Here is a 25,284-nt window from a genome sequence, read left to right as displayed (position 1 = left end):
TGGTTCGGACGAAATCGACGGGCGGTCGATCCGTCGGTGGATCCCACGTGATCATCGGAGCGCGCTCGACCGGCCGGATTGGGAACCTCGGACGCGCTGCGGAAGTGAATCCTGCTCGCGCCCGAAAACCGGTCGGTCCAGTCGGACGGCTATCGAGTCCGATGGTAATCGAGGAGGTGTCTGCCGAGAAGCGTGGAAGACGCCCGACGAACCGATCGTAATCGGCCGGCTGCGATCGTCGACGGGGAAAAATCGAGCTGCGTCGACCCAGTTGTCGGACTATTCTTCGTCTTCGTCGCCGTCGGGATCGGGGTTGAACACGTCCGGCTGGGGCTCGCCCTCGACGTTGATGGTGGCCATCAGCCCCTTCCGGTTGACCCGCGAGAGGGCGTGGTCGACCAGAAAGATCGGGCCCGGGACCACCATGTCCATGGTGCCGAAGGCGGTGGTGCCGGCGGCCTGGGCGGTGCCCTCGATGTACTGGGCGGGTTCCGAGAGGACGTCGCCGTCGCGGTACCACTCGGTCCAGACGTTGCCGATCGGGTGCGGACCCGAGGTCAGGTTAGGGCCGCCGTTGCACCAGAACACCCGGACGGTCTCGCCGACTTCGGCGTGGAGCGGGCCGTACTCGCCGTCCTCGGTGAAGCGGCCGACTTCGCCGTTGAAGAGGACGTAGGTGGGGTCCTCGGTGGCGGCCTCGTCGAAGTCGAACTCGTGGTGGCCCTCCTCGCCGGTGTCGCCGTTGAGGTAGAGCTCGTGCTGGCCGATGTAGAACTCTCTGTCGACTTCGGGGAGGCCGCCCTCGGGCTCGACGAGGATGGTGCCGAACATCCCCAGGGAGATGTGCTGGTCGTGGTTGCCGGGCGCGCAGTGGTAGATGTGGGCGCCGGGGTACGTGGTCTGGAACTCGATGACTTCGGTGTCCTCGCCGGGGGCGATCGTGGTGTCGACGGCGCCGCCGCCGGGGCCGTAGACCGCGTGGAAGTCGATGTTGTGGACGTCCTGGTTGAGATCTTCGGGGACGTCGAACTCGAGGCGGACGGTGTCGCCGACCCGGCAGCGGTACATCGGACCGGGGATCTGTCCCTCGAAGGTCATGAACCGAGTGGTGACGCCGGGTTCGATCTCCGCGACGTATTCCTCGGTCTGAATGCGCCACTCGTGGGTGCGCGGTTCGTCCCAGTCGACGGGGTCGGGGACGTCGGTCGGGTCGGCCGCGATGGTGTCGACGTCGGGCGTTTTCGCCGCCGGGAGGCCCTCGTCGGCGCCCGCGTCCGTGTCGGTACCGTTCTCGTCGCCGTTCGAACCGAGGCAGCCCGCGACCGCGACAGCGCCCGTGGTACCCGCAATAGCGAGGAATCGGCGTCGGTTTTGGATGTACTGGGTCATGGTCTTACGTACATTGATAGGAGACACACCTACTCACCATACTCGTTGATTCCTGGACGGTGGGAAGTCGAAACTCGATTCTGGTGAACAAGTGTTTACAATTCGCCCGTTCGATCCCCGGGGCTGCCAACACCTACCTCGACACGATTATCGTTTCGCCGGCCTGCCAAGGTACGACTCTCTAGAAGCCCTCTCGCTCGATGAAAATCGTCCCGTGCAAATACTGCAGCCGGCTCTGCTCTTCTCGTTCGTTCGTCGCGGGAAGAGCCAGGGGTGGGATAGTGAACCACGGTCGGAGCGGTGCTCCTCCCTGATTCAAATCCCACGTCCGATTGCTGACGCTCACGGATTGTTCGCGTCAGCAAGCCAGGGGTGGGATTTGAACCCACGAAGTCTCGATTACAAGTCGAGTGCATGAACCGCCCATGCTCCCCTGGCGCGACCGGAGATTACGCGTCGTCCTTTGAGTGTGTATCGTTTTCGGGTCCCGCGCCGAGTCGGCGTTCCATCGCGACGCGGTAGGTATCGTAGCCGTGTCGACGGTAAAACCGTCGCGCTCCATCGTTGGTCGCCATCGCCTCCAGCGTGCACACCTCGACGCCGCGGTCGGCGAGCGCGGACTCGACGGCCGACAGCAGAGCCGATCCCACCCCGCGATCGCGGTGGGCGGGGTCGACCCACAGGTTCGAGAGCAGCCCGCGGGTGGCGTCGAGTTCGAAGCTACCGCGCTCGACGGAGAACGTGGCGAAGCCGACGATCGATCCCGACAGCCGGGCGACGAACAGGCCGTCGGCGACCCGGTGAGCGGCGAGCACCTCGCGGATCGTCTCGCGGTTGGCCTCGGCGCGGACCCGGGAGCCGTGCTCGCGTTGCTCGCGAGCGAGCCGGACCCAGCAGTCGGCGAGTCGATCGAGTTCGTCCGCCGCGGCCGGTTCAACGACCGGCTGCTCGCTCGGGGGCATCCTCGAGGGCGGATACGGCTGGAAGGTCCTCGGCCGTGAGCATCTTCAGGGCCGCGCCGCCGCCGGTGCTGACGTGGGTGAAGCCCTCGACGCCCAACCGGCGGAGCGCGGAGGCCGTGTCGCCGCCGCCGACGATGCTCACCTCGACGTCGGTCGCCGCGCCGTAGAGTTCGCGCGTGCCGGTCGCGAAGATCTCCTCCTCGTAGACGCCGGCGGGACCGTTCAGGATGACGGTGCTGGAGTCGTCGAGGAGGCTCCCGTAGTACGTCAGGGTCGAGGAGCCGACGTCCATGGCCGCCTCGCCGTCCCCCGGCGGAAGGGCGTTGACGCCGAGCTCGTGGCGCTCGCCGTTTCGCTCGACGGCCACGTCTCGCGGGAGGGCGATCCGGTCGCCGTAGGCGTCGAGCACGTCCGCGGCGCGATCGATCTCGTCCCAGTAGCCCTGGTCGTAGATGAAGTCCGAACTCGCGTCGCCGAGGTCGACGCCGTCGGCGACGAGGAAGACGTTGCCGACCACGCCAGCGGTTAGCACGCGGTCGGCGAGATCCTTCTCGAGGACGGACCAGGCGACGTCGATCGAGTCCGGAACCTTCGCCCCGCCGAGGACGTAGGTGCGCGGTCGCGGCGTCTCCTCGATGCGTCCGAGCACGTCGAGTTCGGTCTCCATGACGCGGCCGGCGTAGCTCGGCAACACGGCGGGAAAGCCGACGAGCGAGGGTTGCGAGCGGTGGGCGGCGGCGAACGCATCGTTGACGTAGGCGTCGAGGAGGGGCGCGATCCTGGAGACGAGGTGGGTGCGCGAGGCGCGGTCCGGTTCGAACTCCATGTACTCCTCGCTGTAAAATCGCGTGTTCTCGAGGACGACGCACTCGCCGTCCTCGAGCGCCTCGATCGCAGATTTGGCGGCCGCACCGAAGTTCGAATCGACGTGCCCGACCGGGCGGTCGAGCAGCTCCGCGAGTCGCTCCGCGTGAGGTTCGAGGCTGGTGAAGTCGTCGCTCCCGGGGCGGCCCTGGTGGGCGAGCACGACGAGGCGCGCGTCGCGTTCGAGGAGTTCAGAGAGGGTGTCGACGTGCGCCCGCAAACGCGCGTCGTCGAGCAGGGCGTCGTCGTCGACGGGACTGTTGATGTCGACGCGCACCCCGACGACGCGTCCCTGGGCGTCCAGGTCGTCGAGGGTCCTGGTCATCGAGAGGGAATCCACTGGCGCGCCCGAAAGGTCTTTCCATCGAAAAATACGGTTCCGGAACCGTCGGCGGTCCTCAGACGGAGCGACAGTCGGTACAGACGAGCTGTCCGTTGGCCTCCCACAGCGAGTCGGCGAGGGATCCGCAGGCCTCGCAGACGCCCTGTCTGGTGTACTCGTCGCCGCCGTTCGTGAGGATCTGGCCCTCCTCGGCGGTCTGTCTGGGTGCGGCGGCCGTGAGGTCCTCGTTCTCGCCGATCGCCGTCGCGCCCTGGAACGACCCGGCCGCCGCGATGACGTCCCGCTGGGTCAGCATCCCCACGATACCGTTCGCGTCCTGGACGACCAGGTTCCTGATGTTGTCGCGAGCCATGAGGTCCGCCGCGTCGGACAGCGATCGATCCGGTTGAATGGACAGGACCGGCGTCGACATCGCCGACTCGACGGTCACCTCGGCCGGGTCTCGCTCGTCGGCGACGATGCCGAGGACGTCCCACTCGGTCATGATCCCGACGGGATCCGATCCGCGGACGACGAGCACCGAACCGGTCCGCTCCTTGCGCATGAGTTCGACGGCCCCCAGGACGGTGTCCGACTCGCTGACGCCGACGTACTCTTTCGTCAGGACTTCCCTGACCGACAGCTCCGGTTCCATGCTGGAATACTGCACGCAAGCGTTCAAAAAGGTAGTCCCGGCACGTTTATCACCGCGCCGTGTGTATGTTTTCTGTTGGCCGGCGCCGTCGACTTCGGTAGTCAGTTCGGCCGAATTCGGCAGTCGCCGCGGCCGAATCCGGCAGTCGCCGTGGCCGAATCCGGCAGTCGCCGCGGTCGAATCCGAGGAGTAACGATCCGTATCGATTCGGGACCGGTCGGCTCCGAGAGGGCGGTCACCACCAGGCGAGGTCGACCAGCGTGCCGTCGGCGCGACAGCGTTCCAGCGCGTGCTTGGCGTCCATGCCGGCGGCCTGGGCGGTCGCCGCCCGCCCGGCACCGACGCGGAGAGCGACGTCGACTTGCTCGCTGACGTGTGCGATGGCGTCCGCGTAGTCGTCGCGGTCGAGCGCGGGGCAGGTCGCGATGATGTTGTCGCCGCCGACGAAGAACGAGAGGCTGTCGTGATCCCTGCGCATGTATCGCATGAGCGCGGCGTACCCCTGCTCGATCTCGATGAAGCTGTCGAACGCGTTGAGCCGGTCCGTGTACTCGCCCGTCGCGTCCACCACGTCGAAGTGGGCGATCTGGACGTCGTCGTCGGTCCGGTGGACGGGGTCGATGGTCCTCCCCTCGAGGATCTCCCGTCGCCCCTCGTCCTGGGCGCTCCCGGCGTCCTGTACGACCGCGGTGGCGTCTTCGAGCGCCTGCGCAGGGGTTCGACCGGTCGCGACGCCGAGGCTCAACGTCACTGGATAGCGATTGCCGATCGATTCCTGGAGGAGCCGGTGGTCGTCGAGGTCGAGCCCGTTCGTGACGGCGATCATGTTGTCGAAGCGGGTGAAGAAGACGTAGCCGTCGCGGGCGCCGACGAACTGCGAGAGGTCGGCGTAGAGTCGCGACTGGAGGGTCTGGAGGTCCGCTTCCCGGCGCGGTTCCGGGGTCACCGTCCACGGTCCGTAGTTGTCGATCTGGACGAGTGTCACCTGCGTGTTGGTCACGGTAGGTGAGACATGCTACTGACGTCGTATAAGTGATACGCAATCCAATTTCGTGATGGTGGCCGGCGTCGACGCACACGAGGTCCATATCGATCGCCGCACTGACGCACTCGTCGCGGACGAGGTCCGCGCCGTCGGCGCGCCGACGCGCGAGAATCCGCTTCGGTCGGACCGACGAATCGTCGATCCGGCGGTCGGTCAGGCCGACTTCTTCTCCGGTTCGTCGCCCCTGGGGTGGTACTCCCAGAACTCGCCCGCGCGCATCGCGTCCCCGACGGCCTTGTGCATGTCGAGGATCGTCTCGAACGACTCGGGTTCGACGTACTCGAAGATGTCGCGCATGGGCACGACCGTCTCGTAGTTGATGCGGATCGGGTCGTCGCCGTGTTCGTCGACGAACTCGTCGCGGTCGAGCGGGAAGTCCTCGTCCTCGTCGACCTTCTTGGCGATGATCGCCATGTCGTACTTCCGGCGGCCCTCGCTGCCCTCCTCGCCGTCGGGGTCGTGCGGCCAGTCCATACGTGATCTCTCGACGGTGGCCGCAAAAGCGTTACTTCTCGCCGGCTGGACGGCGGTCGTTCGCCGGGCGCCGAGTTGCGTACCTCGATCGCTCGTCGCTCACCTCGGCCGCTCGGCGCCTCCTTCGATCGCTCGGCGCCTACCACAGCCGCCCGCCGCTTACCTCGGCCGCTCGCCGCATCCCTCGGTCGCTCGCCGTCGATCAGTCTCCGGCCGGGCGTTCCTCGGTCGCGAGCTCCTCGAAGATCTCCTCGCGATGCTCGTCGAGTAACGGGGCGCGGCCGCGCGGTTTCGGGTTCGTCTCGGTCATCTTGATCGGGCTGCCGGCGATCTCGACGCGTTCGTCCGTGCCCGGTTGTTCGACGTCGTACAGCATCTCCCGCGCGTGGACGTGCGGGTCGGCGAAGATGTCCGCCGTGTCCTGGACGGGCGCGACCGGAATCTTCCCCTCGAGCCGGTCGACGATCTCGTTCGTCTCGTGGTCGAGCATCCAGTCGGCGAGCTCGGCCCGGAGGCGGTCGCGTTCCGCGAGGCGGTCGTCGGGCGTGGGGTACGCCTCGGCGAGGTCCTCGCGGTCGATCGCCTCGCAGAGCGCCGTCCAGTGGTTGGTGCCGAACGCCGCGACGACGACGTGGCCGTCGGCCGCTTCGAAGGCGTTGTACGGGAATAGCGTGGGATGGGCGTTGCCGCAGCGAGTAGGTGGCTCGCCCTCGTAGGACTGGAGGTAGATCGCGCGCTCGGTCATGCTGAGCATCGAGTCGTACATCGCCGTGTCGACGTACTGTCCCTCGCCGGTCCGCTCGCGGTGGTGCAGCGCACCCAGGATGCCGATGCAGTTGAGCGTCGCGGTGAACAGGTCGCCGATTCCCGGCCCTACCTTCATCGGCGGCCGCTCGGCTTCGCCGGTGATCTCCATCACGCCCCCGAGCGCCTGCGCGATGATGTCGAACGCGGGCTGACCCTGTCGGTGGGTCTCGCCCGTACGGGGATCGCCGAACCCGCGGATGGACGAGTAGACGATGCCGGGGTTTCGGTCCGCGAGGGTCTCGTACCCGAGGTCGTACTTCTCCATCGTGCCCGCGCGATAGTTCTCGACGACGACGTCGGCCGTCTCGACGAGTCGGAGGAAGTCCTTGCGGTCCTCGTCGTCGCCGAAGTCCAGTTCGAGACTCCGCTTGCCTCGGTTGACGCTCTGGAAGTACCCGCCGTACGGTTCCTCGTCCGGATCGTCGACGTACGGCGGATTCGACCGGATGAGGTCGCCGCCGGGGCGCTCGATTTTGACGACGTCCGCGCCCATATCCGCGAGCAACATCGTGCAGTACGGCCCGGCGAGCACCTGCGTCAGGTCCAACACCCGCACGTCTTCCAGTGGTCCCATGCCCCGGGGTAATTCGAAGAACCGGTTAACCCTTACTGTCGTTCGTGATATTGCGGACCGTGCGCGTCGGAATATCGTGAACGGTGCACGTCACGACACGCTGAGTCGTGGCGTCGTGATAGTGCTGCCCGTGGCGTCGTTGAACGCCGAAACGCGGGAGCGGTCGTCGCACGGGGCGTCCCGCAGTCCGTTTCGACGCTCGTCACCGCGTCCCATTGGAGGGTGTATAAGGAGTATTATCATGAACAAACATTAACTTTATGGGGTGGTCTATCATGGTTCTGCACACATGACGAACACGGTCGTCCTCGGGGTGATCGGATCCGACGCGCACGTCGTCGGCATCACGATCCTCGAGCAGGCCCTCGGTGCAGCGGGATTCGACGTGAAGAACCTCGGCGTTCAGACCTCCCAGGAGGACTTCGCCGAGGCGGCCCTCGAGCACGAGGCCGAGGCCGTACTCGTCTCCTCGCTCTACGGCCACGCGGAGCAGGATTGTCAGGGCTTCCACGACCTCCTCGCGGCGAAGGAGGTCGACGCGATCACCTACATCGGCGGCAACCTCGCCGTCGGTCAGGACGACTTCGAGCACACTCGCGCCACGTTCGAAGCGCTCGGGTTCGATCGCGTCTTCGATTCGGAAACCGATCCCGAGGAGGCCATCGCGATGCTCCGACGGGATCTGCAACTGACGTCGACCGAGGCGGAGCGAGCCACGGTGAATTCGTAAGCCGAATGACACGAGACGAACGCATTCCGGACGACGAGCTACGGCGCATCGACCTGGAGATCCGGTCCGACTGGTCGACGGGAGCGGCCGTCGACTTCGACGAGGCGATTTCCTTCCACGAATCGCTACCGGCCGAAAAGCGGTTCGCCGAGGTGCTCGAGTCGGCCGACCGCCCGCTCTTGCAACCCAGGGCCGGCGTTCCGCGCCTCGACGATCAGATAGCGCTGCTCCGATACCTCCACCGGGAGGGAGAAGCCGACCTCTTGCCGACGACGATCGACTCGTACACGCGCGACAACGAGTACGGGAAAGCCCGGGAGGGGCTCGAGAAGGCTCGGGACACCGGCGAGGACACCCTGAACGGGTTCCCCGCGGTCAACCACGGGGTCGAGGGCTGTCGCGAGGTGGTCGAGGCGGTCGACGCCCCGATCGAGGTTCGTCACGGCACCCCCGACGCCCGGCTGCTGGCGGCGATCACCTTCGCCGGAGGCTTCCAGAGCTTCGAGGGCGGACCGATCTCGTACAACATCCCCTACACCAAAGAACACGATCTCGCGGAGACGATCGAGCACTGGCAGTACGTCGACCGACTCGCGGGGGCGTACACGGAGCGCGGCGTGACGATCAACCGAGAGCCCTTCGGACCGCTGACCGGCACGCTCGTCCCGCCGTGTATCGCGATCGCGGTGATGGTCATCGAGGGGATGCTCGCGGCAACCCAGGGCGTTCGATCGATCACGCTGGGCTACGGCCAGGTCGGCAACATCGTCCAGGACGTCGCGGCGCTCCACGCGTTGCGCTCGCTGGGCGAGGAGTACCTTCCCGACGAGGTCGCGGTCACGACCGTCTTCCACGAGTGGATGGGCGGATTCCCGCCGGACGAGGCCCGTGCCAACGGCGTGATCGGTCTCGGCGGGATGACCGCCGCCGTCGCCCAACCGGACAAGGTCATCACCAAGTCTCCCCAGGAGTTTCAGGGCGTTCCGACCATGGAGGCGAACGGAGCCGGACTCCGGACCACGCGCCAGGTCATCAACATGGTCATCGAGCAGGACGTCCGGATCGACGGCGTGGACCGCGAGCTGAATCTCATCCAGCGCTCGAGCCGTGAACTCATCGAGGAGGTGCTCGCGCGCGGGGACGGTGACGTCGCCCGGGGCACCCTGGCCGCCTTCGAATCCGGCGCGCTGGACGTCCCGTTCTCGCCGTCCGACAGCGCGAAGGGCGCCGTGCTCCCCGCGCGCGACGACGACGGCCGGATACGGATCTTCGAGTTCGCGGACCTCGCGCTCTCCGACGAGATCGAGGAGATCCACCGGAACCGGCTGGACTCGCGGGCCCGCACCGAGGGTCGGGACCAGTCGTTCCGGATGGTCGCCGACGACGTGGACGCCATCAGCGACGGCAAGCTCATCGGCCGCCCGCAGAGCGCCGAGAGCGGAGGTGTCTGAGATGCGGATCGAAGCCGTCCACGCGACGCCGGGCTACTCGGGCTTCTTCTTCGACGATCAGCGGGCGATCAAGCGCGGCGCCGCCCGTGACGGATTCGCCTACCTGGGAGAGCCGGTCACCGACGGGTTCGACGCCATCCGCCAGGCCGGCGAAGCGATCGTCGTCGACGTCGAACTCGCGGACGGGCGCCACGCCCGTGGCGATTGCGCCGCGGTGCAGTACTCGGGCGCGGGCGGGCGCGACCCCCTGTTCGCCGCCGACGAGTACGCGCCCGCGATCGAGGGACCGGTCGCCGAGGCGCTCGTCGGCCGCGACGCGACCGCCTTCCTCGACAACGCCGAGGTGCTCGAATCACTGGAAGTGGACGGCGACCGCCTGCACACGGCGATCCGTTACGGCGTCTCGCAGGCGTTGCTCGAGGCGGCCGCCGAGGCCCTCGGAACGACGAAGACCGACGTGCTGGCCGACGCGCTGGGAACCGAACCCGCCACGGAGCCCGTTCCCGTCTTCGGCCAGTCCGGCGACGATCGCCACGTCAACGCCGAGAAGATGTTCGTCAAGGGCGCCCCCGTCCTGCCCCACGGGTTGATCAACAGCGAGGAGAAGATCGGTTCGAACGGGGAGGCGCTGCTCGAGTACGTGGAGTGGCTCGTCGAGGGCGCCCAGCGACTGGGTCCCGACGAGTACGAGCCGCGACTGCACGTCGACGTCTACGGGATGATCGGCGAGATCTTCGGCGAACCGTACGACGGAACCGCGGTGGTCGACTACTTCGCCGCCCTGGAGGCGGCCGCCGGTCCGTATCCGCTACAGATCGAAGGGCCGATGGACGTCGGCGGCCGGACGGCCCAGATCGACGCGATGTGCGAGCTGCGGGACGCCCTCCGCGACGCGGCGGTGGGAGTCGACCTGGTCGCCGACGAGTGGTGCAACACGTTCGAGGACGTGCGGGCGTTCGTCGACGCCGGGGCGGCCGACCTGGTGCAGATCAAGACGCCCGATCTCGGCGGTATCCACCGCAGCGGCCAGGCGGTGGGTTACTGCGAGGGAACTGACACCCGCGCGTACCTCGGCGGCACCTGCAACGAGACGGAGACCTCCGCACGCGCCTGTGCGCACGTCGCACTCGCGACCGACGCGGCTCAGGTGCTCGCCAAACCCGGGATGGGATTCGACGAGGGGTACATGATCGTCGAGAACGAGATGCGACGTACGATCGCGCGACGGGCGAGAGATGCGGACCGCTCGGGCGCCGATTCGGATCCGGAACCGGAAGCGAGGGTGACCACAGATGACTGACGATATCGACTGGACCGACCCGGATACCTTCACGCGGGTGCTCGACCGCGTCGACACCCGGGAGAAGGGCAACTACTACGAAGATTTCGAGGAGGGACAGCTCGTCGAACACGACCCAGGCCTCACCCTGACGCGGTGGGGTAACGAGGCGTGGATGAGTCAGACGCTCAACCACGACCCGGCCTACTGGCGCTCCGACGCGGCCCACGATCGGGACTTCGACGAACCGCCGATCCATCCGGACTACCTCACCGCCGCCACCCTCGGCTGTACCGTCGAGGACCTGAGCGAGAAAGGCGGTTACTTCCTCGGGCGCACCGACGTCCGGTTCCCGCGGGACGCGGTGTACTCGGGCACCGAACTCCGCGTCGAGAGCGAGGTCGTGAGCAAGAAGCGCTCTCGCTCCCGGCCCGAGTACGGCATCGTCACCTGGCGCACCCGCGGGCGGGACGCCGAAACTGACGACGTCCTGTGCTCGTACGAGCGGACGAACATGATCCCGCGCCGGGAGCCCGTCGCGACGGACGGCGGCAACGCGGCGACCGAAGCGGCCGGCGGAAACGACGAGGGGGACGACGCGGAGCGAGACGGAGACGATGCGGAGCGAAACGGAGACGACGAACCGTCCCTCCCTGCGAAGTTCGTCACGCCCGACGGCGGTTACTTCGAGGACTTCGAAGCCGCCCTCGAGAGGGCCGGGGACGACGGCGCCGTCGCCTACCGCCACGAACGCGGACGCACCCAGGACGACGTCACCGTGGCTCAGCTTCCCCTCGCGACGCTCAACACCGCGAAGCAACACCACAACGTCGATCAGATGGTCGACTCTCCGTCGGGCGACATCGTCACCTACGGTGACGTGACTCGCTCGACCGCGCTCGGCCATGCTCGCTCGGACGAGCGGACCTACCGCGAAGTCGGCTTCGACGACGAGCGCTTTCACACGTTCGTCACGCCCGGCGACACCGTCTACGCGTTTACACGCGTTCTCGACGCCGAGGACGGCGTCGGGAATACCCCGACCGGCTCTCGGACGTCGTCCGGGAACCGCGGCGACGTCGCCGGCACCGTCCGGTTCGAACACGTCGCGTTCAATCAGGACGACGAACCGCTGTACTCCGGTACGCGAACGGCGATGATCCGAAAACGGGGCTGACGGGAATCGTTCCCCGACTACGACGACTCAGACCACGCACGCGCCACGACAGACACACCACACCGACATGACCGACGTTCGACTCTGCCGCACGTTCCAGACCGCACCGGCCGCCGTGCCGAAAGACGACACGGCGAAGTACCTCCGCTCCGGCCTCGCCGCCGAGGGTTTCCAGGCGCCGGACTGGCTCGTCCCCGACATCGAGGACGGGACGGCGCCGGACATGAAAACCGAGGGGCTCGAGAACACGATCGACCTCGTTCCCGAGCACGAGTTCCCGGGCGAGATCTGGCCCCGCGTCGAGTGGAGCTACGACGACGAGGCGTTCCGCGAGCGAGGCCGCGACCAGATCGACGCGCTCGTCCGCGAGATCGGCGACGAGATCGACGGGGTGGTCGTGCCGAAGATCGGCCGCCTCGACGATCTGCAGCGTGCGGAGCGGGCGGTCGCCGAGGCCGAAGCCGAGTACGGCCGTCCGGACGGCTCGATCGGCCTCTCGATCATCGTCGAGACCGGCCGCGCCCGCTCGGATCTCCGCGAGATCGCCCGGTTCGGCGAGGACTCGAGACTGACCGCGCTCGTCTTCGGACCCGTCGATTACACGGCCGAGCTCGGCGGGCGCGATCTCGGCGACGGCCGCCCTCGCTGGGACGGCCTGCTCGAGGCGCTCTCGAACGAGGCGAGCGCGGCAGATCTGCTCTCGATCGGCGGCCCCTTCGACGACCTCTTCAAAGAGCGCGCCGGCCTGACCTACTACAACGCGGACGACTACGCCGATCAGGTCGAACACGAGGCCCGTCTCGGTCTGGACGGCTCCTGGTCCCTGTACCCCAAGCAGACGATCCAGGCCAATACGATCCACACGCCGACGCCCGACGAGCTCGAACGCGACGTCCACAAGATCGAGCGCTTCAACGAGGCGAAAGCCGAGGGGACGGGCGCGGTCACCATCGACGGCCAGATGGTGGACGAGGCGACGTTCAAGAACTTCCGAAACACGGTGGAGACGGTGCGCGCGATCGACGAGATTCGCCCCGGACAGACGGCCGAGCGGTACGACGAAGCCCTCCTCGAGCGCACCCGCCGGCTCGACCTGGCGTACCGCTGAGGGCCGTCTCGTACGGAGTCCATTCGGTGACGAGATCGACCGATAAAACGTTTTCCATCACGAATGTCTCGCCGGTAGTTTTACTACCCTCACCTGAGTATCCGTCTCCCGAGTTGACCGCGACGCATGGAGGGGGAACTCGGACGTCGATGTGTGCGCTGTGACGACGAGCCGGGCTTCAACCGGGCCGTTCTCGACGTCGTCGCCGGCGCGGAGGTGGGTGCGCTCTGTCGCAACTGCGAACTGGACGTGCTCGTCGAGCCTGAATCGTACGAGCGAGGGTCGCGCGATGGCGCCTGCGGCTGTCCCGGTTGCGACCGCGACGCCACGTTCGCGCTCCCGCGGTGGCTACCGGAGACGACGGTCTCGAACGGCGCGGTCGAATCGCGCGTCGATTACGGACTCGACGAGCATCCGCTCTCGCTCTGTGACGAACACTACGGCGACCTCGTCTCGGGCTCCTCGGTGCCGTCGACGCCGCTCGCGTCCGCAGCCGAACACCGGTAGATCGTTTGAAACAACCCTCGAGAGGGTTCTTTTCGGTGGGGTCGCGCGCCCGACCGAGCGTTTCCGATTTCTCTGGTCGTTCCCGACGGACCACCCGACAGCGTTCGCCGAGCGATCGACAGACCAACTGACGGCGTCCGCCGAACGGTTGTGATCGATTGCGCTCGCACGCGCAACGACAGGAGCTGTTATCGACGGCGCTCATCGGATCTCTGGGCCGCGACTCGTCGGAGTTACATTGCTTCGTGATCGCCGCTCCTCACGTCCGTTCGTCGCAGAAGCGGTGGGGATGGGATTTGAACCACGGTCACACGACCTCGCTTCGCTCGGCTGCGTGCTCCCTGATTCCAATCCCATCGAACGCAACCGTCGCTCACGGAGTGTTCGCGACGGTGACGGTGGGGATGGGATTTGAACCCATGAGGCCTTCCGGCCACCTGCTCTCAAGGCAGGCGCGTTGGTCCGCTCTGCCACCCCACCTCGTTCGAATCTTTCCCGTCCGATCCAAAAGGGTTGTCGGTCGGCCGTCAGTCCCTCGAGATCGATCGCCCGTCCGCGGTCTCGAGTTCGAGTTCGTCGACCGTCGCCGCGGTCGATTCCGGAACCGGTCGCCCCGCCGCCCGCCAGGCCTCGATCGCGACGATCGTCGCGGCCAGCCCGCGCTCGTCCGCGATCGTCGGAACGGTCGGCGCGAAGCCGACGGAGTGACCGGCGTCGACGCCGCGACGGGCCAGCCGCGAGAGCGTCGGCTGCTCGTACGCGTCCGCGAAGTCGATCGGTTCCGAGAACGCCGACAGGTAGTTCGATCCGGCGCCGTCGGGACCCAGCACGACCTCGTGGCGGCGCATGGACATGGCGACTCCGTCGATCTCGGTGCGACGAATCAGCGCGGCGGTCGGCTCGAGAACGGCGACGCTGGAGGCGTCTTCGCGCTCCAGCAGGTGCGTGACGGTGTTACCGATCCTGGCGGAGGGGGTCGATCCCACCTGCCGTTCGAACCGAACGTCCTCGAGGTCCGCGAGCGCGTCCTCGATCATCGATCGGCACGCGGTTTCGGGGTCGCCGACGGATACCGAGTCGGGGAGGGTTTCATCGTCACGGTAATTCACCAGTAACTCCCCGCCGCTCATGGCGACGGCGCTGACTGCGTCGGCCGCGGCGGCCCGATAGAGGTCGGCCGCCTCGGCTTCGGAGACGACGTCCGCCGCGGCGAGCGACCGGCAGGCGAGCCCGTCGACGGGCGGGTCGACGGGGACGACGACGATCATGACGGTGGATGGGTGGTGAGCACCCTTGAACGCGACGCTCTCGCGTAATCGACCTCGATCCGACTACGGCTCCGATCGGCCCGCTCCGATCGGTCCGATTCGAGTCGGACGAACCGTGGGAACCGGCGCTGACGCGGGTGCGGGTCGGGTGAATTAAGGCGTCCCGCTTCGAGAACGAACCATGGTCGAACGAACGCTCGCGGGCGTGTTCGGTGTGCTATCCGTCGTCGCGTTGATCGCGCTCGGCGCGTACGGTTTCGTAGACGGCTACGTTCTGGACGTCCCCGGGGACGCGCGCCCGGCGGCTTCGTTCGTGACCCTGATCGTCGCGGCGGCGTTCGTGGCGGGCCTCTCGGCGATCGGCGCCCGGGGCGGCCGCGGGCTTCGGACGCCCTACTGGTGACCCGCTCTCGAACGGTCGCGGTTGCCGCTTACCGACGCCGGCGCCCCTTCGTCTGTCGATAGTCCGAGGCCATGAGCGAGGCGAACGCCTCGACCCACTCGTCGATCGCGTCGTCGCTCGCCCCACGGGGGTCGCGCATGGGGACGAGTTCGAAGCCGCGCCCGCGGATCGTCTCCGCGTGGCGGTCCGCGATATCGAGGTCGTCCGGATCGAGCGTGGTGTACTCGCTCGTGATCCGCTCCAGCGCGCGTTGGCCGACCGGGATCAGTATCTCGGGGTTGATCATCCGCACTTCGGCGTCGAGGTACGGCTCGCACGCCTCGATCTCCTCGGCCGTCGGCTCCCGATCCGGGTGCCGACACCGGGTGAGGTTCGTGAGGTAAACGTTCGCCAGGTCGGGGCGGGCGGGATCGCTCGTCAGGGCACACAGTCCGAGTCGTCCGAGGACGCGCTGGAGAGGTGACGGTTCGTCCTCGCCGGCGAAGGGAACGCCCGTTACGTCCGCGCGCGGGCCCGGACGCTCGCCGACGACCAGGAAATCCGCGGCGACGTCGCCGTAGCCGTGGGCGATCGCGGTTCGACAGTCGGCGAGTGCCGGACAGTTGCGACAGTCCTCGTCCATCCCGAACGGGTTCGACCGCGACTGCTGGGCCATCGGTGCTTCTCGGCGGGCGGCGCCCAAAAGCCCCTCGGCGTGACGCCCGACCCCGTGGCGGCGACCTGGTCCCCGTCGACGAACGAGTCCCGTGGCGAGAGTCGACAACCGCGGCGACGAACGGGTACCCCATCCGCGGGCGTTCGAGCCGCTAACCCGGTGTCCGCGCGAGTGCAGGGGCAACCAGGAGTGTCCTCACCGGACAACGGGGGGACGTGACGGATCCGGATTCGGCCGTCCTCGAATCCCGCGGGCGGGTCTACGACGAGCGGTCCCGCCGACCGATCGTCCTGGCCGGCTCCGTTCTCGGATTCGGCGTCGGCGGGCTCGTCGACGCGATCGTCCTCCACCTGGTCTTCCAGCACCACCACACGGTGTCGGGGTAGGTCGATCCGAACACGGTCGACGGACTCCGGACGAACGTCCTGGCGGACGGATTGCTCGCGTCGGCCGTACTGGTCGTCGTCCTGATCGGCGTCGGCCTCCTCTTCCGGGCCGCGGAGCGCCCGGATGCGCGCCTCTCTCGGCGTTCGTTCATCGGGGCGACGCTACTCGGGCGGGGGTCTTCAACGTGCTCGACGACCTCGTGAACCACCGACTGCTGGGCGCTCACCACGTCGTCCACGGCCCGGACCGGTTCTGGTGGAACACCGGGTTTCTGCTCGCGAGCGCCGTCCTGATCGGGATCGGCTGGTACGTCGTGCGATCGGATCCCGACGAGCGCACGTGAGGAGAGCGCTCGATCGAACCGCCGCTACCGCTCCAGCCCGCCGCGCTCTTTGACCTCGAGGATGAATTTGACGTTCCGGACGACGTCCTCGGGGCTCGTCTCCTCGTCCGCGTCGTAGATGTCGCTGACGCGGTAGAGGACGTTGGCCAGCTGCTTGCGCTCGCTGGAGTCGCCCCGGACGTCGTCGGCGATCTCGCGCAGGAGCGCGACGCGTTCCGGGTCGGGTTCGAACTCGTCGTCGGTCATCGGTCGGAATTGTCGCGCGTCGCGGACATTAATCTCCCCGTTCGCCGGTCGGGAGCGGTCCGTCGAAACGCGGGCGTCAAGGGGTGGTAGTCGATCCGTCGAAATGCGATCGTTGTGGAAGGCGATCGATCCGTCGGAACGCGATCGTTGAGGACGGTGATCGATTCGTTGTCGTCCGACCGTCGACGTTCAGTCGTCGGATTCCGTCGCGGCCGGCGGCGCCAGCGACTCGGCGATGGCGCGCCGGTGGACGATCCCGACGTTGTTCGCGACGCGTTCCGTGGCATCGGCGAACGCCGCCGCCGTCTCGCCCTCGCCCGAGAGGACGATCGGTTTGCCCTCGTCGCCGCCCGCGCGGACGGACGGATCGAGCGGGATCGAGCCGAGAAACGGCATCTCGTGGACGTCGGCGAACGACTCGCCGCCGCCGGCCCCGAAGATGTCGTGTTCGCTTCCGCAGTCGGGGCAGGCGAACGTCGCCATGTTTTCGAGCACGCCCAGGACGACGGTGTCGTGGCGGCCGAACATTTCGAGGCCCTTGCGCGCGTCGTCCAGCGCGACGTCCTGTGGAGTCGTCACGACCACCGCGCCCGTCACGGGCATCGTCTGGAGCATCGTCAACTGGGTGTCGCCGGTGCCCGGCGGGAGGTCGACCACCAGGTAGTCGAGGTGCCCCCACTCGACGTCCTCGGTGAGCTGGGTGATCACCTTGTGAACCATCGGGCCGCGCCAGATGACGGGATCGTCCTCGCCGACGAGAAATGCCATGCTCATCAGCTTCACGCCGTACTTTTCGGGCGGGACGAGCGTCTCGTCCTCGGTCGCCATCGGCGGCTCGTCCGCGTCCACCATCCGGGGGACGTTCGGTCCGTAGATGTCGGCGTCGAAGAGCCCGACCCTGGCACCCATGTCGGAGAGACCGGCGGCCAGGTTCACCGCTACAGTCGATTTGCCGACGCCACCTTTGCCGGAGGCGACCGCGATCACGTTCTTCACGTTCGGCAACACCGCCTCCGCCTGCGGCTGGTCGTCGCGGCCGGGGATGCTCGCCGAGAGGTCGGCGTCCAGTCCTTCGGCTTCGATGCGCTCGCGTACCTCGCCGGCCAGGGTCGTCTCGGTCGGCGAGTAGGGGGCCCCGAGCGCCAGATCGATCGAGACCGTCCCGTCGTCGACCGCGACGTCGTTGACGAGGCCCAGCGAGACGATGTCGTCCCCGAGGTCGGGGTCCTCGACTTCGCGAAGCAGGTCGCGTACCGCGTCGTCGTCCATGCCCGGACCTCCGGGCGCCTCGGTCGAAAAGGTTGTGTTGGCCGTGACGTTCGAGCCGACCGACCGGCCGGGAGCGACGAGGATGGGGAGAGCGGGACGCGTCGAGGCGCCGTCGACGACCGACTCACCGACGGAAGTCAAAGCGGGGCCCGCCCTCGGCCGGCGGATCGGGTTCGAGCTCGACGCCCCGCCGGAATCGGACGAAGTTGAGGTAGAACGGTCGCCCGCAGCCGTCGACCGTCTCGCCGTCGCGGTTCGTCGGCTCGCCGTCTTCCCCGCAACGCAGCGCGATCCCGTCGGCGGATTCTCGATCGGAGTCGTCGGGCGCGGCGTACTCCCAGCCCGGTTGTTTGCGGGCCGTCACCGACTTGTCGGCGAGGCGCGCCGGTCGCTCGAGCACGGTGATCGCGCCGCAGTGGGGACAGTAGTAGCTGACCTCGACCATCGTCTCGTCCACGTCGCCGAGGTCCCTAAGATTGCCGCCCGCCCGCGAAACCCGTCGGGTACCCGGAAGGCCTTTTGCCCGGACGGGTGATCCGGTAGGTATGATCGACGAAACGGCCGAGGAAATCCGGCAGATGCAGACCCACAGTTCCTCGGTGGTCGCCGTCAACGCGGCGCGCGCACTCGAGGAACTCCTCGAACGCGAGTACGCGACCGTCGAGGAGTTCCACACCGCGCTCGACCGAAACGCGAAGATCCTCAGGCGGGCGAATCCCTCCCACGCGTCCCTGCAGAACGCCCTCCGAAAGGTGGTCGACGAGGCGTCCGGGACGGAGAGCGACTCCGTCGAGCAAGCCCAATCGGTCGCTGGCGCGGTCATCGAGGACGTCGTCGCACGGATCGAGGCCGGTAAGCGTCGCGCGGCCGAGAACGCCGCGTCGGTCCTCGCCGGCGACGAGACGCTGCTCACCCACGACTACTCGACGACCGTCCTGGAGGCGATCGAACTCGCCACCGAAACGGGCGCCGAGTTCGACCTCTACGTGACCGAGGCTCGACCGCGATACATCGGCCGGAAGGCCGCCCGTCGGTTCGCCGCGATCGACGGCGTCGACGTCACGCTGATCACCGACGCGGCGGGCGGTCACCACCTCGCGGACTGCGACCGCGTCGTCGTCGGCATGGACTGCATCGTCGACGACGTGCTCTACAACCGCGTCGGCACGTTTCCGCTCGCCGCCGCCGCGGACCGTCGTGACGTCCCCGTCACCGTCCTCGGCGCTGCCTCCAAGCTCATCACCCAGGGATTCGTCTTCGAAAACGAGTACCGGCCCGCGAGCGAGGTGATGCTCGAACCCGCGGAGGGCTTCGACGTCTCTAACCCCGCCTACGACGCGACGCCTGTGGACCTCCTCGAGAGCGTGATCACGGACGAAGGCCGCGAGACGTTCTGAGATCGAGGGGAGGTCGGTCGGTTCGGTTCCCACGTTCTCTCTCGGTCGCGTCGATGCCCGCGCCCAACCTCGTCGATGGATCGGTTCTGGCCCAACCTCGTCGATGGATCGGTTCTGGCCCAACCTCGTCGATGGATCGGTTCTGCGCCCGATCTCTCCGTTGGACTCGGTCCCATCGTACTTTCTCTCCGGTCGGTGTGCGGTGGGTATGCGACTCGTGCAGCTGTACGTTCCCCACGGCGAGCGTGACTCGATCGTCGCCACGCTCGACGCCGAAGGGGTCGATTTCGGGATCACCGAGGAGACGGGCGACGGCAATTTCGAGGCGATCGCGTCGATCCCGGTCGCGCCGAAGGCGGTCGATCCGTTGTTGTCCCGGCTCCGGTCGGCGGGGTTGCACCGCGACTCCTACGTCGTGGTCCTCGCCGCGGAGACGATCGTCGCCGGACGGGAGGCCGATCCCGCCGATCGTTTCGAGGGCGCGCGGATATCGCGAGACGAGCTGCGGGCTCGCGCCGAAGAGCTGGCACCGGCCCTCTCGACGTTCCTCGCGCTGCTCGTGTTGAGCACCGTCATCGCGACGGCGGGCCTGCTGACGAACTCCGCGGCGACGATCATCGGGGCGATGGTCGTCGCGCCGCTGATGGGGCCGGCGTTGGCCGCGAGCGTCGGCGTCGTCGTCGACGACCAGGCGCTCGCCTCCCGCGGCGTCGTCCTCCAGGGACTCGGGTTGGTGGCCGCCGTCGCGACGGCCGCGCTCGTCGGCTGGCTGCTCAGGGGAACGGTTCTCCTCCCGCCCGGCTTCGACGTCACCGGCGTCCCCGAGGTGCGCGAACGGATCACGCCGACCGTCCTCTCGTTGTTTCTGGCGCTCGGATCCGGCGCGGCCGCGGTCGTCAGCCTCACGCGAAACGTCGGCTCCGTCCTGGTCGGCGTCGCGATCGCCGTCGCACTCGTCCCGCCGGCGGCGACGGCCGGACTGGGGATCGCCTGGGGACACCCGACGGTGATCCTCACCGCGGGGACGCTCGTACTCGTGAACCTGCTGGCGATCAATCTCACGGCGTTGCTCTTGCTGTGGTTTTCCGGATACCGGCCACACGGGCCGACGGACCTCGGCCGGACCGTCCGGACCGTGCTCTCGCGGACGGTCGTCATCCTCGTCGCCATCTCCTTGCTCACCGTGGTTCTCGCCGGCGTCTCTTACGGCACCTACCAGGTCTCGGCCGTCGAACACGACGTCGACGAGGAACTCGCGGCCATGAGCGAGGATGGCGCGTTCGACGAACTCCGATTTCACGAGGTCGAGGTCGCCTACGAACTCCACGACGTCTACGCGGATCGCGATCCGGCGGTGACCGTCCTCGTCGAGCGGCCGCCCGGGGAGGAAGTGCCGTCGGACTTCGCCGACGCGGTCCGCGAGCGACTCGAAGCGGCGACGGGAACGGAGCTGTCGGTCGCCGTCGAGCTGGTCGACACGCAGCGAAGCGGTTGATGGACGACCGGCCGCCCGCTCACCCCTCGGTCACCGATTTCGTGACCGGCGCGGCCCACGATACGGCGTTTCGGAGGACCTGCTGCACCTCGGGCTCGTGATAGATCGGATACGTCTCGTGGCCCGGCCGAAAGTAGAAGATGTGTCCCTTGCCGCGACGGTAGCAACAGCCGCTCCGGAACACCTCGCCGCCCGCGAACCAGCTGACGAAGACGAGACGATCGGGCTCCGGCACGTCGAACGGTTCGCCGTACATCTCCGTTCGCGCGAGTTCGATCGACTCGCCGACGCCGTCGGCGATCGGATGTCCGGGATCGACGACCCAGAGCCGTTCGGTCTCGCCGTCTTCGCGCCACTGGAGGTCGCACTCGGTACCCATCAAGCGCCGGAATATCTTCGCGAAGTGCCCCGAGTGGAGAACCACGAGTCCCATTCCGTCGAGTACTCGCTCGTGGACGCGATCGACCACCGCGTCCGAGACCTCGTCGTGGGCGACGTGTCCCCACCAGCAGAGCACGTCGGTTTCCGCGAGCACGTCGTCGGACAGGCCGTGTTCCGGCTCGTCGAGCGTGGCCGTCCGCACCTCGTGGTCGTCCGCGAGCGCGTCGGCGATCGTCGCGTGGATGCCGTCGGGGTACACGGCCGCGGCGTCGTCGTCCTCGCGTTCGTGTCGGAACTCGTTCCAGACGGTGACCGTGGACATGGTCGTCGGTCGCGGCGGACCGACTAATGTCGCGCGGTCCGACCTCGACCCGGGCGGAGAATAGAATCGAGTGTCGCGAGATTTCGTCCGCCCAGTACCAGTAAATCCCGTCAATATCGACGACTGTGTCCGGTTTGCGGGGATTAATATGGCACAACCCTTATTTCGATCCCCGACTCAAGTACCGTCGATGAACGCCCAGCACCGCCGCCCAACCTCCTCGAAATGGCCCGTTGATCGCTCGCCGTTCCCTCTCACGACCGATAAAGCGGGGGTTTACGCGTGATCGGCGCCGGTATCGGCGTCGGGGTCGTCGGCCTCGGCGGGATGGGCCACCACCACGCGAGAAACGTCCGCGAGCTGGGCGCCGACGTGGTCGCCGGAGCGGACATCTCGGCCGACGCGCGCGAGCGGTTCGCCGATGAGTTCGACGCCGAGGGGTACGACTCCCACGAAACACTTGTCGCCGACGAGCGCGTCGACGCGGTGATCGTCACCACGCCGAACCGGTTTCACGAGCCGATCACCGTCGCCGCGCTCGAGGCCGACCTCGACGTCCTCGTGGAGAAGCCGCTCGCGCACACGCTCGAGAGCGCAGAGCGTATCGCCGCGGCCGCGGCCGAATCGACGGCGAACGTGATGGTCGGATTCCACAACCGCCACGCGGCGTCGATGCTCCTCTTCGAGGAACAGAAGTCCCGCGGTCGATTCGGCGACCTGACCCACGTCGAGGCGAACTACGTTCGCCGGCGGGGCGTGCCGGGGACGGGATCGTGGTTTACGAACCCGGAACTCGCGGGCGGCGGCGCGCTCATCGACATCGGCGTCCACGCGCTCGATCTGGCGCTGTACGCGATGGACTTCCCGGACGTCGTGGAGGTCTCGGGCGTGACTCGATCGACGTTCGGCGACAGCGAGGACTACGCCGATCCCGAGGGATTCGGCGACGCCTGGGCGGGCGTCGACGAACCCTACGAGGTGGACGACTCCGTCACCGCGTTCGTCCGCTGTGCCGGCGGCGAGACGATCGTCCTCGACGCGGCCTGGGCGACGAACCGCGACCCCTGCATGGACTTCGTCGTTCGCGGAACGGACGCCGGCGCTCGATTCGAGATCGGCGACACCGACGTCTCGATCCTCGAGACCGGAACGGCCGGCGTCGACCACTTCGCGAACGTCGACCTGTCCGGTGATTCCACGATGACCGGCCACCGCGAACAGGACGAGCGGTTCCTCGAGTGCGTGGCGACGGAGACGGCGCCGGAGACGAACACGGTCGAGGAGGCCCTCGTCGTCCAGCGGGTCATCGACGCGATCTACGAATCCAGCGAGACGAACCGCGCGGTGTCCGTCGAGTCCGAACCGACGTCGGTGACGAACGGTGACGAGTTAGCGGGTGCACCGCGGATCCAGCGCCGATAACGCCGACCGCTCCGCGCGTACCATCCGAACGGAGCCGACGAGCGGGGTTCGTTTTCGTGCGACCTATCGCTGCTGACGCGAGAGGCTGGTTCGGACGACGCGTTTTCGGACGCGGCCGACCGACGCGTTTCGCGGGGTGTTCGACCGACGCGTTTCGCGGGAGGTCTTGGCGATACGTTTCGCGGGGTTTTCGTCCGACGCGTTTCCCGATGTGTCCGACCGACGCGTTTCCCGAGGAGTCCGACCGACGCGTTTCGCGGGAGGTCCTGACGATGCGTTTCCTGGGAGGTCCGAGCGACGGCCGGTCCCCGGAATCGGCGGACGGGTCGGATTGGGACCCGCACTCGATCGAATACGATGGCGGCGGCTGACGAATCCGGCGACCGCAAGAATGGGTCTCGGCCGTGAGTTCAGATGACTTCCTCGAAGTCGTGGTGGCCGTGGATGTCGACGCCCTCGCCGGTGATCTCACAGAGGAAGACGCCGTTGCCGGATCCGGTGTCGCGCTCGGCGGCGGACTTGATCCCGCGTGCGGCGATGGTGGTCGCCTCGTCGTTCGAGAGTCCCTCCTCGTAGGCCTGCTCGAGGTGGCCGTAGGCCAGTTGCATCCCGGATCCGGTGACGGTGTACTCGTCTTTCATGACGCCGCCGGCCGGGTCGATGCTGTAGACGTGGCTGCCCTCGTCGTCGACGCCGCCCAGGATGGGGTGGATGGCGAAGAACGGACCGCCGCGAGCGAAGTTTCCGGCCAGCGTCGCGAGCGCATCGATGCTCATATCGCTGCCGCGGCGGGCTTCGTAGAGGTTCACCTCCGCGCGGAGGCTGGAGATGAACGACTGGGCGCCGCCGACGCTGCCGACCATCGTGAGCGCGCCGGTCGGATGGATCTGTTCGACCTTCTGCACGTTCTTGTTCGAGACGAATCGTCCGCCGAGGCTCGCGCGCATGTCGGTCGCGATGACGACGCCGTCTTCGGTCGTGATGCCGATCGTCGTCGTGCCCGTCTTGTTCACGTTGTCGAGTTCGGACCGGCTGAGATCGGTCTGGGGCAACGAGCCGAGCTCCGGGCCGTACGGATCGGTGTCGTCGGTCAATCGATCGGCGGTTCCCGAGAAGTCGTCGACGTTGGGCGTACGCATTATCGGTCACTAACGGTCGGGACGGTATAAAACACCGGCGGTCGCGGCGGTCGGGGCGACTCGCCGAACCGCTGGCGAAGGGGCGATACCTCCCGGTTTTCGGAGCAGGCTCCGGTGTTGGTCTCGAGCGCGCGGGAAGGCCGCTCGCAGCAGGAGGCTCACTCGTAGCCGCCGGGCCGTCGCTCACACCGTCGGTACTATCCGGGCGGGACGGTCGTCGGGAAAATACGTGATCAGTAATTCACGATTGCGAGGCGGTGTTCTCGTACGCGCTCTCGACCCGCACGAGGAGGCGGTGGACTGGCAGCGTCAGGCCGACCTGCCGGGTCAGTAGTGCGATCGGCAGCGCGGCGATGCCGACCAGGATGCACAGCTGGTACAGGGCGAACAGCGTTGCGCGGTGGACGCGGGATATCATCGGGGTGTGCTCGGCTCTCAGCGGCAGGGGATACATAAACCTTCTTGCTCGGCGATCATTTATCACGATCTTACACGACGAATTAGGTCGACGCAGTCTGTCGATTCAAGTCCAGTTGTAGCCGACGCAACTTGACGTTCACTCGAGTCGGAATTCGGTTATCCCGACGGGAATCGACCCGATCGTTCCTCGTAAGTTATCGCCATCGTTCGCTTCACGTGCGCGCCGGCGGTCGTGTCGGGCGCGTTCGGCGAACCCTCTCGATTCACCGCCGATTCCGAGGCTGTCGAATTATTCGGACCGCTCGAACGATGCGAACGAACCCGCGAGCACCCCGAAGGCGGAGTACTGGGACCGAATTCGGTCCCCGGTTTCTCCGCGCGCGGAAACCGCAACATAAGTGGGGGGTCGGGCAGACGTGTGCGTATGAGCAACTACTTGGTCGGGATGGAAGCCGCGTGGCTGGTCCGCGACGTCGACGGCGTCGACGACGCGATCGGCGTAGCGGTCAGCGAAGCCGGGAAGCGACTGAACGCCGCCAGCATGGAGTACGTCGAGGTCGAAGTGGGAGCGACCGGTTGTCCCGCGTGCGGGGAGCCGTTCGACTCGGCGTTCATCGCGGCGGAGACCGGGCTCGTCGGTCTGGCCCTCGAAATGGAGGTTTTCAACGCCGACAGCGAGGAGCACGCCTCCAGGATCGCAAAGAGCGAGGTCGGCGGAGCACTTCGGGACGTCCCGCTATCGGTCGTCGAGGTGTTCGAAACCGACGGGAACGGAGAAGACTGATCGCGCGGG

Annotated in this window: 27 protein-coding genes, 2 tRNA genes and 1 pseudogene; 13 read left to right on the top strand and 17 right to left on the bottom strand. The window is 67.3% G+C overall.

The window, feature by feature from the left end:
* Positions 1-279: 279 nt before the first annotated feature.
* The 8 genes from nirK to mct all read right to left on the bottom strand — a co-directional run bounded on the left by nirK (position 280) and on the right by mct (position 7,092).
* Complete coding sequence (gene nirK / locus QZT59_RS16605; protein ID WP_290818864.1) at positions 280-1,389, bottom strand: copper-containing nitrite reductase; 1,110 nt, start codon at positions 1,387-1,389, stop codon at positions 280-282.
* Between the two features lie 364 nt (positions 1,390-1,753).
* Positions 1,754-1,827: transfer RNA gene (locus QZT59_RS16600), tRNA-Thr, on the bottom strand.
* Between the two features lie 11 nt (positions 1,828-1,838).
* Entirely contained in the window at positions 1,839-2,351 is a 513-nt protein-coding gene (locus tag QZT59_RS16595; RefSeq protein WP_290818862.1) for a GNAT family N-acetyltransferase, read from the bottom strand.
* Complete coding sequence (locus QZT59_RS16590) at positions 2,323-3,540, bottom strand: phosphoglycerate kinase (RefSeq protein WP_290818860.1); 1,218 nt, start codon at positions 3,538-3,540, stop codon at positions 2,323-2,325. Before QZT59_RS16590 ends, QZT59_RS16595 begins: the two co-directional genes overlap by 29 nt.
* Before the next feature lie 73 nt (positions 3,541-3,613).
* Positions 3,614-4,192: a cyclic nucleotide-binding/CBS domain-containing protein gene (locus QZT59_RS16585; RefSeq protein ID WP_290818858.1), complete on the bottom strand. Its 579-nt coding sequence runs from the start codon at positions 4,190-4,192 to the stop codon at positions 3,614-3,616.
* A gap of 235 nt (positions 4,193-4,427) precedes the next feature.
* Positions 4,428-5,192, bottom strand: a complete 765-nt coding sequence (locus QZT59_RS16580; protein ID WP_290818856.1) for a GTP cyclohydrolase III — start codon at positions 5,190-5,192, stop codon at positions 4,428-4,430.
* A 198-nt stretch (positions 5,193-5,390) separates the two neighbouring features.
* Positions 5,391-5,711, bottom strand: coding sequence for a DUF5785 family protein (locus QZT59_RS16575; RefSeq protein ID WP_290818854.1), 321 nt, complete (start codon positions 5,709-5,711; stop codon positions 5,391-5,393).
* Positions 5,712-5,913: 202 nt separating this feature from the next.
* Positions 5,914-7,092: a succinyl-CoA:mesaconate CoA-transferase gene (mct, locus tag QZT59_RS16570; RefSeq protein ID WP_290818852.1), complete on the bottom strand. Its 1,179-nt coding sequence runs from the start codon at positions 7,090-7,092 to the stop codon at positions 5,914-5,916.
* Between the two features lie 289 nt (positions 7,093-7,381).
* Between mct and glmS the strand changes: the two genes are divergently transcribed.
* From glmS to QZT59_RS16540, 6 genes are all read left to right on the top strand, one after another.
* Entirely contained in the window at positions 7,382-7,822 is a 441-nt protein-coding gene (gene glmS, locus QZT59_RS16565) for a methylaspartate mutase subunit S (RefSeq protein ID WP_290818850.1), read from the top strand.
* Positions 7,823-7,827: 5 nt separating this feature from the next.
* A complete protein-coding gene (locus QZT59_RS16560; protein ID WP_290818848.1) occupies positions 7,828-9,273 on the top strand; it encodes a methylaspartate mutase subunit E in 1,446 nt (481 codons plus the stop codon).
* Between the two features lies 1 nt (position 9,274).
* A complete protein-coding gene (locus QZT59_RS16555) occupies positions 9,275-10,573 on the top strand; it encodes a methylaspartate ammonia-lyase (RefSeq protein ID WP_290818846.1) in 1,299 nt (432 codons plus the stop codon).
* A complete protein-coding gene (gene mch / locus QZT59_RS16550; RefSeq protein WP_290818844.1) occupies positions 10,566-11,729 on the top strand; it encodes a 2-methylfumaryl-CoA hydratase in 1,164 nt (387 codons plus the stop codon). Before QZT59_RS16555 ends, mch begins: the two co-directional genes overlap by 8 nt.
* A 67-nt stretch (positions 11,730-11,796) precedes the next feature.
* Positions 11,797-12,837: an L-malyl-CoA/beta-methylmalyl-CoA lyase gene (gene citE / locus QZT59_RS16545; RefSeq protein ID WP_290818842.1), complete on the top strand. Its 1,041-nt coding sequence runs from the start codon at positions 11,797-11,799 to the stop codon at positions 12,835-12,837.
* 126 nt (positions 12,838-12,963) lie between these two features.
* Entirely contained in the window at positions 12,964-13,344 is a 381-nt protein-coding gene (locus tag QZT59_RS16540) for a hypothetical protein (RefSeq protein WP_290818840.1), read from the top strand.
* Positions 13,345-13,740: 396 nt separating this feature from the next.
* On the opposite strand, the gene QZT59_RS16535 is transcribed toward QZT59_RS16540, so the two are convergent.
* Positions 13,741-13,824 (bottom strand) — tRNA-Ser (locus QZT59_RS16535).
* 47 nt (positions 13,825-13,871) lie between these two features.
* On the bottom strand, positions 13,872-14,612 hold the full coding sequence (locus tag QZT59_RS16530) for a hypothetical protein (protein WP_290818838.1): 741 nt from the start codon (positions 14,610-14,612) through the stop codon (positions 13,872-13,874).
* 181 nt (positions 14,613-14,793) lie between these two features.
* Between QZT59_RS16530 and QZT59_RS16525 the strand changes: the two genes are divergently transcribed.
* On the top strand, positions 14,794-15,015 hold the full coding sequence (locus QZT59_RS16525) for a hypothetical protein (RefSeq protein WP_290818836.1): 222 nt from the start codon (positions 14,794-14,796) through the stop codon (positions 15,013-15,015).
* A 28-nt stretch (positions 15,016-15,043) separates the two neighbouring features.
* On the opposite strand, the gene QZT59_RS16520 is transcribed toward QZT59_RS16525, so the two are convergent.
* Entirely contained in the window at positions 15,044-15,670 is a 627-nt protein-coding gene (locus QZT59_RS16520) for a uracil-DNA glycosylase family protein (RefSeq protein WP_290818834.1), read from the bottom strand.
* 215 nt (positions 15,671-15,885) lie between these two features.
* Between QZT59_RS16520 and QZT59_RS16515 the strand changes: the two genes are divergently transcribed.
* A complete protein-coding gene (locus tag QZT59_RS16515) occupies positions 15,886-16,056 on the top strand; it encodes a DUF2243 domain-containing protein (RefSeq protein ID WP_290818890.1) in 171 nt (56 codons plus the stop codon).
* 51 nt (positions 16,057-16,107) lie between these two features.
* Positions 16,108-16,400, top strand: a pseudogene (locus QZT59_RS16510) (DUF2243 domain-containing protein).
* A gap of 24 nt (positions 16,401-16,424) precedes the next feature.
* Here the strand turns inward: QZT59_RS16510 and QZT59_RS16505 are convergent.
* From QZT59_RS16505 to QZT59_RS16495, 3 genes are all read right to left on the bottom strand, one after another.
* Complete coding sequence (locus tag QZT59_RS16505; protein WP_290818832.1) at positions 16,425-16,646, bottom strand: hypothetical protein; 222 nt, start codon at positions 16,644-16,646, stop codon at positions 16,425-16,427.
* A 189-nt stretch (positions 16,647-16,835) separates the two neighbouring features.
* Entirely contained in the window at positions 16,836-17,915 is a 1,080-nt protein-coding gene (locus tag QZT59_RS16500; RefSeq protein WP_290818831.1) for an Mrp/NBP35 family ATP-binding protein, read from the bottom strand.
* Positions 17,916-18,039: 124 nt separating this feature from the next.
* Positions 18,040-18,360, bottom strand: coding sequence for a hypothetical protein (locus QZT59_RS16495; protein WP_290818830.1), 321 nt, complete (start codon positions 18,358-18,360; stop codon positions 18,040-18,042).
* Positions 18,361-18,460: 100 nt separating this feature from the next.
* Between QZT59_RS16495 and QZT59_RS16490 the strand changes: the two genes are divergently transcribed.
* On the top strand, positions 18,461-19,312 hold the full coding sequence (locus QZT59_RS16490; protein WP_290818828.1) for a translation initiation factor eIF-2B: 852 nt from the start codon (positions 18,461-18,463) through the stop codon (positions 19,310-19,312).
* Between the two features lie 208 nt (positions 19,313-19,520).
* Positions 19,521-20,807, top strand: coding sequence for a TIGR00341 family protein (locus tag QZT59_RS16485; protein ID WP_290818825.1), 1,287 nt, complete (start codon positions 19,521-19,523; stop codon positions 20,805-20,807).
* A gap of 19 nt (positions 20,808-20,826) precedes the next feature.
* Here the strand turns inward: QZT59_RS16485 and QZT59_RS16480 are convergent, their stop codons facing one another.
* Positions 20,827-21,510, bottom strand: a complete 684-nt coding sequence (locus QZT59_RS16480; protein ID WP_290818824.1) for a ThuA domain-containing protein — start codon at positions 21,508-21,510, stop codon at positions 20,827-20,829.
* 282 nt (positions 21,511-21,792) lie between these two features.
* Here QZT59_RS16480 and QZT59_RS16475 point away from each other — a divergent pair, with 282 nt between their 5' ends.
* On the top strand, positions 21,793-22,932 hold the full coding sequence (locus QZT59_RS16475; RefSeq protein ID WP_290818822.1) for a Gfo/Idh/MocA family protein: 1,140 nt from the start codon (positions 21,793-21,795) through the stop codon (positions 22,930-22,932).
* 410 nt (positions 22,933-23,342) lie between these two features.
* Here the strand turns inward: QZT59_RS16475 and psmB are convergent, their stop codons facing one another.
* Both psmB and QZT59_RS16465 read right to left on the bottom strand, forming a co-directional pair.
* The gene (psmB, locus tag QZT59_RS16470) at positions 23,343-24,071 is read right to left on the bottom strand and encodes an archaeal proteasome endopeptidase complex subunit beta (RefSeq protein WP_290818820.1); all 729 of its coding nucleotides are present in this window, start codon (positions 24,069-24,071) and stop codon (positions 23,343-23,345) included.
* Positions 24,072-24,312: 241 nt separating this feature from the next.
* On the bottom strand, positions 24,313-24,525 hold the full coding sequence (locus tag QZT59_RS16465) for a hypothetical protein (protein WP_290818888.1): 213 nt from the start codon (positions 24,523-24,525) through the stop codon (positions 24,313-24,315).
* 390 nt (positions 24,526-24,915) lie between these two features.
* Between QZT59_RS16465 and QZT59_RS16460 the strand changes: the two genes are divergently transcribed.
* Positions 24,916-25,275 carry a DUF555 domain-containing protein gene (locus QZT59_RS16460; RefSeq protein ID WP_290818818.1) on the top strand — a complete coding sequence of 120 codons (360 nt, stop codon included), beginning with the start codon at positions 24,916-24,918 and terminating at the stop codon, positions 25,273-25,275.
* Positions 25,276-25,284: the final 9 nt, after the last annotated feature.

The sequence above is a fragment of the Halovivax sp. genome, assembly GCA_007119345.1.
Classification (GTDB): domain Archaea; phylum Halobacteriota; class Halobacteria; order Halobacteriales; family Natrialbaceae; genus Halovivax.
This window is presented reverse-complemented; position numbering and strand designations above follow the sequence as displayed.